Source organism: Mycobacterium sp. 1164985.4 (assembly GCF_001668575.1).
Lineage (GTDB): Bacteria > Actinomycetota > Actinomycetes > Mycobacteriales > Mycobacteriaceae > Mycobacterium.
The window spans coordinates 19650-30862 of sequence record NZ_LZMD01000020.1; the positions used below are offsets into that span (position 1 = coordinate 19650).

Below are 11213 nucleotides of genomic sequence, written 5' to 3' on the forward strand. Positions count from 1 at the left end.
GTTCTAGGCGGACGACTCGAGCTCCGACAGCACGGCGGCGCTGTCCATCTCGGCCACCTCGAGGTACACCTCGGCAACCGCGTTGAGCCGCTCGCCGTCCGATTCCCGCGCCAGGAGCCGTTCGGCGAGCTTGGCGACGCACCGGGTGGCGAACATGTCGGTGACCAACACCGTCGGTGTCTCCAGCCAGTCGCGCACCCGGGCGATCACCTGTGTGGCCAACACGGAATCCCCGCCGACGGAGAAGAAGTCGTCGTCGACGCCGACCCGGACGTCGTCGTCGACGTCGAGCACGTCCCGGACGATTGCGACCAGCGCCGATTCCAGCGGTGTGCTCGGCTCCCGATAAGCCTGCGCGGCAGGCGGTTCGGCCTCGGCCAGCAGGTGCGCAACGGCCTTACGGTCGATCTTGCCGTTGACGGTGAACGGTATCCGGTCGGACACCACGATGATCTTCGGGATCATGTGCGCCGGTACGAGCTCGGACATCGCCGCGGTGACCGCCCTGGCGTCTATCGAGCGATCGTCGGTGCGCACCAGTGCCGCGAGCACGTCGCGCTCGGCGGGGACAACGGCGGCGACCGCGGCGTCGATGCCGCCGACGCGCTTGAGCGCCGCCTCCACCTCGCCGAGTTCGATGCGGTATCCGCTGATCTTGACCCGGTGGTCGACGCGCCCGACGAACTCCAGAGTGCCGTCGGGCAGATAGCGCACGAGATCACCGGTGCGATACCAGGTTCGGCCGTCATGTTCGACGAACTTCTCGGCGGTCAGGTCGGGTCGCCCGCGGTATCCGCGGGCGATGCCTCGACCGGTGAACCACAGTTCGCCGGGCACCCAGTCGGGGCAGTCCGAACCATCCGCGGCCGCGACCCGGCAGGCGTTGTTCGGGAACGGCGTGCCGTAGGGCACCGATGTCCAGTGCGCGGGCGGGTCGTCGACCTCGCAAATCGTGCCGTGCACGGCGGTCTCGGTCGCGCCCCCCAGGCCCGCGGCGCGTACTCTGGGGGCCGAGTTCCGCAGGGCGCGAATCAGTTCCGGTCGCACCCAATCTCCGCCGAGCAGCACCACGCGCAAACCGGTCAGCCGATCGCCGCCCACCTCGAGGAGCATGTCGAGCCACCCGGGCATCCAGTTCAGGAACGTCACGCCGTGCTGCTGGATCAGCCGGGCCCAGGTGTCCGGGTCGCGACGCTGGTCCTCGTCGACCACTACCACCGCGCCGCCCGCACGCAGCAACGCGAAGATCTCGAGTACCGACATGTCGGCTTCCAGTGACGCCAGCGCCAGGCTGCGATCGCCCGCGTGCAGTCCGAAGTGGTCGGTGACGAACTCGATGGTGTTCATGACCGCGTCGTGGGTGAGTTCCACGCCCTTGGGCTCGCCGGTCGAACCCGACGTGAACAGCACGTAGCCAAGCGCATTCGGATCGACTTCGGCGGGTTGTGCGTCGGCGTCGCGGGCGGCCGCGTCGGCGACCGTGGCGACCGGCACGCCGGTGCAACTCGCCTCGGCGCCACCGCAGACGAGTACCGCGGCGACCCCGCTCGACTCGAGGATCCGCGCGCTGCGCTCGGCGGGCTGGTCCGCGCCGATCGGGAGGTAGGCCGCGCCCGCCGCGAGAATGCCGAGCACCGCGGGGATCTGCTCGGCGCACTTGGGTCCAACCAGGCCGACGAGGTCACCCGGGCGAACACCGTTGGCGCGCAACGTCGCGGCGACGCTCAGCGCGCGGGTGCGCAGTTCGCCGTAGCTCAGGTCGCCGTCACGGCTGACGACCGCCGGTGCGCCGGGACTGTCGAGGGCGTTGCGGAAGAACCCGTCGTGGATCGCCTCGCCGCTCGGCGGGGCCGTGGTGCCGTTCACCGCTTGGCGCACGGCTCGTTGCGCCTCGGTCACCGCGGGCGGATCGAGTGCGTCCCATGCGGTGTCATCGGTCGCGAGCCGGGTGAGTTCGGCGAGGTGATAGGCGAACATCGCGTCGGCCACACCAGGACGGAATGCGTCGACGCGCACGTCCCAGTTGATCATCAGGCCGTCGGCCAGCGGGGTCGCCTGCGCATCGATGAGCACCTGTGGCCCTTGCGAAATCGTCCACACGGGAGCACCGAACTGGTCGGTCACCTCACCTGCGAACAGATCGCCGAGGCCCAGCGCGCTGGTGTAGACGATCGGCGCGAGCACCTGGTTGCCGCGGTGCCGTCCGAGGTCCCTCAGCACCGACAGACCGGAGTAGCTCGAGTGCCGAGCGGTGTGATGCAGGGTCTCCTGTACGGCGCGCGCCCGCTCCGCGGGTGTGCGTGCTTCGGTGAGGTCGATATCGAGCATCAACGAGGACGTGAAGCAGCCCACGAGCTTCTCGACGTCGGGGTGGAACGGCTCGCGACCGAACATCGGCAGGTTGAGCAGGAACCGCGAATTGCTCGACCACCGCGCCAGCGCATGGGAATACGACGCCGCGACGGCCATCGCCGGCGTGATGCCGCGGCGGTGCGCGGCGGCGAACAGGGCGTCTCGGGTTGCGACGTCGAAGATGTGCCACAGCCGGACGCTGCGCCGGGGGTCGGCCTGTTCGGCGGGCGGCACCAGCGGCAGTGCGGGCGCTTCAGGTAGTTCCGGGATGCGCTCGGACCACCATCGCACGTCCTCGTCGGACGGGCCGGGGTTCGACGCGGTCAGCGCGGCCCGGTATTCGCGGTAGCTGTATCCGAGGTCGGGAAGCTCACCGCCGCGGTAGAACACCGCGAGGTCGGCCATGAACTTGCGATAGCTCACCGCGTCGGCGGCGTTCATGTCCATGTCGACATGCAGCCGGGTGCGCCCATCGGGGCGCAGTGACAGACTCAGCTCGAGCACGTCACCGTCGAGGATCTGATGCGACTTCTCGTGCCGGATGGTCTCGAGGCGCTGCTCGGCAGCCGCTTCGTCCAACTCGCGCAGGTCGTAGATCGTCACGGGCAGGCCCCGGTCCCCGATGCGCTGTGTGCCGTCGGGGAGGATTTCGACGCGCAACATCGGATGGCGCGCAACCAGTTTCGTCGCCGCACTCTGCAGCCGTTCCGGATCCACGCCGGCGCCGTCGAACTCTACGTACAGGTGGGCGGCCACGCCGCCGAGTTGCTGATCGTCGTTGCGGCCCAACCACATCGCATGCTGCATCGGCGCGAGCGAGAATGGTTCGTTCTCGCCGCCCGTCGCGGCAGGTTCGGCGGCCGGCTCGGCGGCGTCCTCGCGGGTCCGGTCGGCCACCAGCGCCGACCACGCGGACACCGTGGGGTTCTCCGCGAGTGCGGCGAAGTTGACGTCGATGCCCTGTTTCCGCCAGCGGCCCGACAGCGACATCATGCGGATCGAGTCGAGGCCGGAGGCGATCAGGTCGGCGTTCGGGTCGACGTCGTCGGGATTCACGCCGAGGAGTTCAGCGACCTCCTCGCGCACGGTGCGATCGGTCGTGCGCTCCGTCGACGAACCCGTCTCACCCACACCCACGCGTGCCCTCCAGATTAGTACAGGCTGCCCTAACTAACCCGGGGCACGCTACCTTATATTCGACGCACCGAACACACCTACCCCACGAGGTCGCATCCTTCATGAGCACCGGTTTTGAGCAGCGCCCAACCGCAGAACAGCCGCTCGACAACACCGGATTCGGCGACCTCACGGCCGGTTTCGTACCGTTTCCCGCCGAGCGCGCCGACGAGTACCGGCGCGCGGGCTACTGGACCGACGAACCGCTCGACTCGATCCTGACCGACGCGGTCGCGGCGTGGCCCGACCGGACCGCGGTGATCGACGACGGCGTCAGCTACTCGTTCGCCGAACTGGACGCCCGTGCCGATCGGATCGCGGCCGCGCTGGCCGACCGCGGCATCGCCCCCGGTGACCGCGTGCTGCTGCAACTGCCGAACACCTGCGAGTTCGCCGTGGCGCTGTTCGGGGTGCTACGCGCCGGCGTCGTCCCCGTCATGTGCCTGCCGGGCCACCGGTCGGCGGAACTGAACCACTTCGCCGCGGTCAGTGGCGCGGTGGGCTTGATCGTGCCCGATGCGGTCGGCGGCTTCGATTACCGCGAGCTGGCCGACGAACTGGCCAGGGACAACCCCGCGATTCAACACGTGTTCGTCCACGGTGAGCCGGGACGGTTCGAATCCTGGTCAGCGCTGGCATCTTTCGACGGTCCGCGCACCGAGCGCCCGCCCGTCGACCCCGATGCGCCTGCACTCCTCCTCGTGTCCGGCGGCACCACGGGCCTGCCGAAGCTCATCGCCCGCACCCACAACGACTACCTCTACACCGCCAGGACCAGCGCCCGCGAGTGTCACCTCACCGGCGACGACGTGTATCTCGTCGTGTTGCCCGCCGGCCACAACTTCCCGCTGGCCTGCCCGGGACTGCTGGGGTCGATGACCGTCGGCGCCACATCGGTTTTCACCACCGACGCCAGCCCCGAGGCCGCGTTCGCGTTGATCGACCGGCACAAGGTCACGGTCACGGCGCTGGTCAACGCGCTGGCCAAGGTCTGGACCCAGGCGTGCGAATGGGAACCGGTGCTGCCGACGTCGCTGCGACTCGTTCAGGTCGGCGGTTCGCGGATGACGCCGCAGGAGGCCGAGTACATCCGGTGCGGTCTCACCCCGGGGCTGCAGCAGATCTTCGGCATGGCCGAGGGCATGCTGAACTTCACCCGCCCTGGCGATCCCGTCGATGTCGTCGTCAACACCCAGGGCAGGCCGATGTCACCGCACGACGAGATGCGGGTCGTCGACGAGTCCGGCGCACAGGTGGGACCCGGCGAGGAGGGCGAACTGCTGGTGCGCGGCCCCTACACGCTCAACGGCTATTACCGCGCCGACGAGGCGAACGCGCGCTCATTCACCCCCGACGGTTTCTATCGCAGCGGCGACCGCGTGCGTATCTTCGCCGACGGCCCGCGGGCCGGCTATGTCGAGGTGACCGGGCGCATCAAGGACGTCATCCACCGCGGTGGTGAGACGGTGTCAGCGTCGGACCTCGAGGAGCATCTGTTCGCCCATCCGGCGATCTACGCCGCCGCGGCGGTCGCACTTCCGGACGAATTCCTCGGCGAGAAGATCTGCGCCGCAGTGGTGTTCAAGGGCTCGCCGATCTCGCTGGCCGAACTCAACCGATTCCTCGACGAGCGCGGCGTCTCGGCGCACTGCAGGCCCGACGTGCTGGCGCCGTTACCGACGCTACCCAAGACGGCGGTGGGCAAGGTGGACAAGAAGACGGTCGTCGCGCAGCTGACATCCTGAGCCGCCCTTCGGCCGCTCAGGACACCTCGACCTTGTCCGCGGTTTCCGGAGCGTCGAGCAGTTCGACGAGTCGTTCGGAAACCGCCGCCGCGGTGGGATATTCCCACAACAGGGTCGGCGGCAACGACAGTCCGGTCTGCCTCTCCAACTGCTTGAGCAGCCCGACCGTCATGATCGAGTCGACGCCGGTCTCCACCAGCGGCAGGCTCGTGTCGACGTCGGCCTCGGCCACCCCCAGCTGGGCGGCCACGGCGGCGGTGACAACCGCGGCGATGCGCTCCGGATCGGCGTCGACCAGGCTCACGTGCGGCATGTCCTCGCTCGCACCCTCGGACTCCGTCGGTGCAGCGTCGGCCAGCATCGGCACCGACGCGGCCGCCGGAAGCAGCGGCAGCACAACGATGTTCGGGTCGTCATTGCGCATCGCGAGGTCGAGCGCCCGCATCGCTTCGTCCGCGCCGATGGTGTCCATCCCCAGCGCGTCGAGTTGGGCCGCGACGAAGCCAGATGTCGAGCCCATGCCCAGGCCACGCCACGCGGTCCAGGCAACGGCGACGGTGCGGTCACCGAGAGACCGGCGGTGTCGTGCCATTCCGTCGAGGAACGAGTTCGCGCACGCGTAGGCGCCCTGGCCGGGGAAGCCGGCGAGGTAACCGCACGACGAGAACAGCACCAGCCAGTCCAGTTGTTCGGGCGGAAACACTTCGTGCAGGGTCAGTGTGCCGTCGACCTTGGGACGCATCGCCGCGGTGAAATCCTCGGGCGTCGTGTTGACCAGCAGAGCGCCGGCTTCGACGCCTGCCGCGTGGATCACTCCGCGCACCGGGGGCAGGTCGCGCAGCGCGGCGCGCAGCTCGTCGGCCGCCCCGGGTGCGGCGATGTCCAGCGCCACGGCACGCACGGACACACCGCGTTCCTCGAGCGTCGTGACGGTGTGGACCAGATCCGAATCCGATTGCCACACAGAACGATCGGGCATCCCAGTGCGTGAGAGCAGCACCAGCCGCCGCGCGCCGATGTCGGCCAGCCGCTGCGCCATCCGCAGGCCCAGGGCGCCGGTGCCGCCGGTGATGACGTACGTGCCGCCGGCCGAACACTGCATCGGCGTCCCCGACCCCCGCCCCGCGGGAGCGAGCCGCGCCGACCGAGCGGCACCGTCGCGGAACACCACGACCGGATGGCTCTGTACCGAGGCGAGGACGCCGACCGGCAGTTCGGCGGAAGCGATGTCGAGCACTCCGCCGAAGGTCTCCGGGTGTTCGGCCGCGGCGACTCTGGCCAGCCCCCACAGCGGGGCGTGCATCACGTTCGCGCCCTCGTGCACGCCCTGCGTGAGCACCCACATCCGCGCCTTGGTGCCCTGTTCGAGTAGCCCGCGCAACGTTTGGGTCACGACGGCCACCGACCGCTCCGGTGTGTCGTGCTGGTCCGGGAGCACCAACACCACGCTGTCGCGATCCAACGACGTTGCGGCAGAGCAAAGTTCGGTGGCATCGCGGTAGAACGCATATGGCACCGCGGCCGCCGACAGGTCACGCGCCACGAACTTGCGGGCGGCGTCGTCCCCGCCGACGATCGCGACCACCCCGGGCCGGCCGTCTACCTGCCACGGCACCGGCTGCCATGACAGACGGTGCAGCATCCGGGAAACGTCGCTGCCGGAAGGGCTTTCGAGTTGTTCGAAAGACATGCCCATCAGCGCGGCGAGGACCTTGCCGGACTCCTCGGCGAGCACGACGTCGGTCGTGGTGGTCCCGGGCCTGCGCCGAACGTGCAGCAACGCCACCGCGGGCGGGCGGCCGTGCACCTGAACGCGGTCGATATGGGCAGGCATCCGCAGCCGCGGCGGCCCGTCGAACACCGTGGAGGCCGCCGACGTCGCCGCGTCCAGCAGCGACGCCCAGGTGTCGGGCGTCGAGCGGTCGCCGTGGGCGGCGACCCTGGCGACCAGCTCGCCGTCGCCTCCGCGCAATTCCAGAATCTCCCAATCGAATCCCATCGCGGCCACGCCGAGCGTCGCAAGCGTGTCCACCACATGACCCGACGGCAGAGGCTCGGGACACGCGTCGCGCGCGGCCGATTCGTCGAGTACCCCGCCAAGGAGGTCTTCGATGTCGTCGTCGGCGGCGACCACCGCGCTGCTGTGGGTCAGCCAGCCGCCGTCGTCGGCGTCCTCGTCGCCGTCGACGAGGCGCGTGGCCAGCGTCAGCCCGCGGTCCTGCAGAACCACCTGGACGTCGCGGGCCCGCCCCGGCGCCACGGGGGTGCGCAACCGGACGTCGACGAGGTCCCTGCCTGTGCGATCACAGGGCGAGTCGAGCTCGTCGGCCGCGCCAAGGAAGGTGTTGACGATGACGGCGGCGGGCACGATCTCGGTGCCTTTCACCGGGTGGTCGCCCGGATACGGACGGGTGTCGAGGTCGATGCGCGTCTGCCACATCTTGGCGGCCACCGCACCGGTCACCTCGATCCGGCCGCCGAGCAGGGTGTGGGTGGCGACGTCGTGCACGCCGCGGCCGCCGGGTGGCGGGGTGGGCGTGCGCCAGAAACGGCGGTGATGCCACTGCGTGACCGGCAGGTCGGCCGCCCACGGCGTGGTCGACAGTTGGTGCTCGACCGGCGCGCCGTGGCAGTGCAGGGCGGCGACCGCCGTTGCCACCGAGTGCATCTGGGGGCGTTCGCGACGCAACAGTGGGACGACGGCGTGCTGGTCGACGCCGGTCGTCGTGAGCGTCTCGACAATCGAGTGCGCGACCACCGGGTGCGCCGATACCTCGAGGAACAGCCGGTGCCCGTCCTCGATCGCGGCCGAGACGGCCTCGGAGAACCGCACCCGGTCACGCAGGTTCGCCACCCAGTAGCGCTGATCGCGTGGCGCCGTCGAGCGCGGATCGGTCAATGCCGTTGTGTAGAGCGGGGTTTCGGGTGCCCGGGACGGCGGCAGTTGCGCGGTGAGGCGACCGAGCTCTCCGGTGAGCGCGTCCATCGCCGGGCTGTGGAAGGCAACATCGGTGTTGACGCGGCGCACCATCATGCCCTGGTCGGTCCACTGCCGGCTGATGTCGTCGATCGCGGTCACCGTGCCGGAGATCACCGTCGACTCGGGCGATGCGCTGATCGCCGCCACCACGTCGGTCCGTCCGTCGAGTCGTCGCTCGGCTTCGACGAACGGCAGCCGCACGAGCGCCATCGCGCCCTTGCCCATGACCGATCGGAAGCCGCGGGCGCGAAAGCACGCCACGGCGGCGCCCACTGTCAGGTCGAATACGCCCGCGGTGACGCATGCGGCGACCTCGCCGACCGAATGCCCGATGACTGCGGCGGGCGTGACGCCGCGCGCGCGCAGCACCGCGGCCAGACCCACCTGCATCGCGAACGTCAACGCCTGCACCTGGTCGGTGCCGCCGAGCTCACCGGTGCTCAGCGCCTGGCGCGCGGAGAAACCGAGCTCTGCGGTGAACACGGGATCGATCTCGTCGATCACGGTGGCGAATTCCGGTGCACTGGCGAGCAGTTCGCGCCCCATACCGGCCCAATGGGAGCCGTGACCGGAGAACACCCAGACCGCGCCGTTCGTGGCGGCCAGCAGCACCGTGCCGGTCACCACGGACGGGTCCGGGACGTCCTCGGCCAGCGCGGTCAACGCGGCCGCCACGCCATCGGTGTCGTCGGCGACCACCGCGGCCCTGGCCGATTCGTGCGAGCGCCGCGTCCACAGCGTCGCCGCCACGTGCTCGATCGGCGCCGGGTGGTCCCGAAGGTGTTCGGCGAGCACGCGTGCCTGCGTACGCAGCCGCGCGACGTTGCGCGCCGAGACCGGGATGATCGACGGAAGACGCTGCCGCGCTTGATCGCTCGTGAAAGCAGTCGGTGCTTCTTCGAGCAGCACGTGGGCGATGGTGCCGCCGTAGCCGTAGCTGCACACCGCGGCGCGCCGCGGTGTGGCCTCGCCGTCCCACGGTTCGACCTGCGTCGGGACCCGCAGCCCGCTGTTGGCCCAGTCGACAGCAGGGGTCAACGAGGTCAGGCCCGCCGTCGGCGGGATGGTCCGGTGGTGCAGCGCCAGCGCGGCCTTGATGAGCCCGACCACGCCGGCACCACCCTCGAGGTGGCCGACATTGGGCTTCACCGATCCGATGCGGCACGGCGCGTCGACCGGCCGGTCGGCGCCGTAGACCGATGCGAGGGCCCGCACCTCAGTGGGGTCACCCGACGGTGTACCGGTTCCGTGCGCCTCGATGAAGCCGACGCTTGCGGGTTCGACGCCCGCGGATCGACATGCGCGGCGGAACATGTCGGCTTGCGCGTCGCCGTTGGGCGACATGATGCCGACGGTGCGCCCGTCCTGCGCCACCGCGCCGCCGCGCACGACGGCGTACACGTGGTCCCCGTCGCGCAGCGCGTCGGCGAGCCGTTTGAGCACCACCACACCTGCGCCTTCGCCGCGTCCGTAGCCGTCGGCGGCGGCATCGAAGGTCTTGCACCGGCCGTCGGGCGCCGTCGCGCCCGCCACGTCGAGCACGCGGGTCAGGCCGGGGCCGATCAGCGCGCTGACACCGCCGGCCAGCGCCAGCGACGTCTCACCCGCGTTGAGCATCTGGCACGCCTGATGCACGGCGACCAGCGAGGCCGCACACGCCGCGTCGAGGGCGACGCTGGGCCCTCGCAGGTCGAGCAGATGCGAGACGCGGTTGGCGATCCCGCAGAGCGACGTGCCGATCCCCGTCCACGCCTCGATGCCGGGCAGGTCCTCCATGATGAGCTTGCCGTAGTCGTCGGAGTTGACGCCCATCAGCACCGCGGTGTCGGTGCCCGCCAACGACTTCGGCGGGACGCCGGCGTGTTCGAGCGCCTCCCAGCTGACCTCGAGCGCCAGCCGCTGCTGCGGATCCATCAGCTCGGCCTCGCGAGGTGAAACGCCGAAGAACTCCGCGTCGAACCCGGGCAGGTCGTCGAGGAACGTTCCGAACCGCGTGACGTCCTTGAGCACTGCGGCGTTGCGCGGGTCGCGCTGCAGGTACGGTTCCCAGCGTTCGGCGGGAACCTCTCGAACATCGCTGCCGCCGTCGAGGAGGAAGTTCCAGAACTGTTCCGGCGTGCCGATCGCACCGGCCACGCGGCAACCGATCCCGATGATCGCGATCGGTTCGGGGCGTGCGGAATCGTCGGGTGAGGCGGTATCGGTCACGTCAGCGTTGCCCTGAACTCTGGATAGCCTTGCCTAAGAAGCCACACGCCATGGCGGCCATACTGGCATAACGGCGCTCATTTGTGGGACCTACGCAGGCGGTGGGCTCGTGGTGCCGGTCACGCCCAAACGGCTTGCCGCGACGTCAAATCGCGCCGCAGTGTCGCCGTGTCGACGCCGTCACAGGTTGCGGATGGCCAGCGGTTCGTCGCTGCCCGACACCCGGATGTCGATGCTGCGGATCTCCGAGGTCGGAATGCTCGTCGCCGCGGACAGCCCCGTCGCCTCGTTCCCCGCCGGACGCCACGAACCGACGGCCCTCTGCGCGCCGTCGCGCGTCGTCACCACGATGTCGTAGCTCTCGACGTCGCGGGCCCACTCCTTGGTGTACTCGCACGCCCAGTTGAGCTCGGTGCCCCACTTCTTCTCCGACACGGCCAGCTGCGCGGTCAGGCCCTCGCGCTGTCCGATCTGGGCGAGGCGCCCGCCGATTCCGACGTCGCATCGCTGGGCCAGGTCGCGGCGAGGCGTCAGCGGCGGTCGCGCCGCACGATGCTCGCCGCGACGGTGGCCGTCGCGGCGGCCCTCGCGATCGTCGGCGGCGTCGTCGGTGCGACGGTGTTCCCGCGCACGCCGTCGGTGCAGAGGGTGGCGCTGGAGCCGATGCAGCCCGGTCAGCGCGAGGGCCTGACCGCGCAGCTGGCCGTGTCGGAGAAGAAGTGGGGCACCGAGCTCAACTGGGCGTGCGAGTC

General features: G+C 70.1%; 4 protein-coding genes and 1 pseudogene. 2 read left to right on the forward strand and 3 right to left on the reverse strand.

Annotation, left to right across the window (positions count from 1 at the left end):
* Nucleotides 1-3: 3 nt before the first annotated feature.
* A complete protein-coding gene (locus tag A5650_RS02515) occupies nucleotides 4-3489 on the reverse strand; it encodes a non-ribosomal peptide synthetase (protein WP_067285958.1) in 3486 nt (1161 codons plus the stop codon).
* A gap of 101 nt (nucleotides 3490-3590) precedes the next feature.
* Here A5650_RS02515 and A5650_RS02520 point away from each other — a divergent pair, with 101 nt between their 5' ends.
* Entirely contained in the window at nucleotides 3591-5273 is a 1683-nt protein-coding gene (locus A5650_RS02520) for a (2,3-dihydroxybenzoyl)adenylate synthase (RefSeq protein WP_067285960.1), read from the forward strand.
* Between the two features lie 16 nt (nucleotides 5274-5289).
* Here A5650_RS02520 and A5650_RS02525 read toward each other — a convergent pair whose 3' ends face one another.
* Nucleotides 5290-10461, reverse strand: coding sequence for a type I polyketide synthase (locus A5650_RS02525; protein ID WP_067285962.1), 5172 nt, complete (start codon nucleotides 10459-10461; stop codon nucleotides 5290-5292).
* Between the two features lie 180 nt (nucleotides 10462-10641).
* Nucleotides 10642-10896 (reverse strand): hypothetical protein, encoded by a 255-nt coding sequence (locus A5650_RS27060; protein ID WP_231992496.1) that lies wholly within the window; start codon nucleotides 10894-10896, stop codon nucleotides 10642-10644.
* Nucleotides 10897-11013: 117 nt separating this feature from the next.
* Here A5650_RS27060 and A5650_RS27255 point away from each other — a divergent pair.
* Nucleotides 11014-11213: pseudogene (locus tag A5650_RS27255) on the forward strand (hypothetical protein); the annotation flags it as partial.

Excerpts from the sequence above, each read along its gene's own strand:
- A5650_RS02520 (WP_067285960.1), top strand. The coding sequence starts at position 3,591 with ATGAGCACCGGTTTTGAGCAGCGCCCAACCGCAGAACAGCCGCTCGAC.